The organism is Staphylococcus sp. HMSC057A08 (assembly GCF_001812925.1).
Lineage (GTDB): Bacteria > Bacillota > Bacilli > Staphylococcales > Staphylococcaceae > Staphylococcus > Staphylococcus hominis.
Genome location: NZ_KV810848.1, coordinates 1 through 254 on the forward strand (window position 1 = coordinate 1; position 254 = coordinate 254).

The following is a 254-nucleotide window of genomic DNA, read 5'->3' on the forward strand; positions in this document are numbered from 1 at the left end:
TTAAATGTTCACATTCAAAATATTTTTCAAGCATGGCGCCTTTTCGAATCAGTCTATGTGCTCTTTCTTTTCTATCTAAATTTTTTAATCTATGTTTTCTTAATTCTGCTTTTTCAATTTCACCATTTATTTTTTTGAGATTTTTAAAATCATTCATCATATCACTTACTATTCTAGTTAATTTTGTCTTCTGTTAAATTTTCCTTGTTCTCGTCGCTGCTATTTTGTTCGATATCTTTATTAAATTCTTCAAT

At 26.0% G+C, this 254-nt stretch carries 1 protein-coding gene; it reads right to left on the reverse strand.

All coding sequences use genetic code 11. The features are described 5' to 3' along the window. On the reverse strand, positions 1-157 hold a 157-nt coding region (locus tag HMPREF2881_RS12025), incomplete at its 3' end, for a DUF3847 domain-containing protein (protein ID WP_256279933.1). Positions 158-254 lie beyond the last annotated feature (97 nt).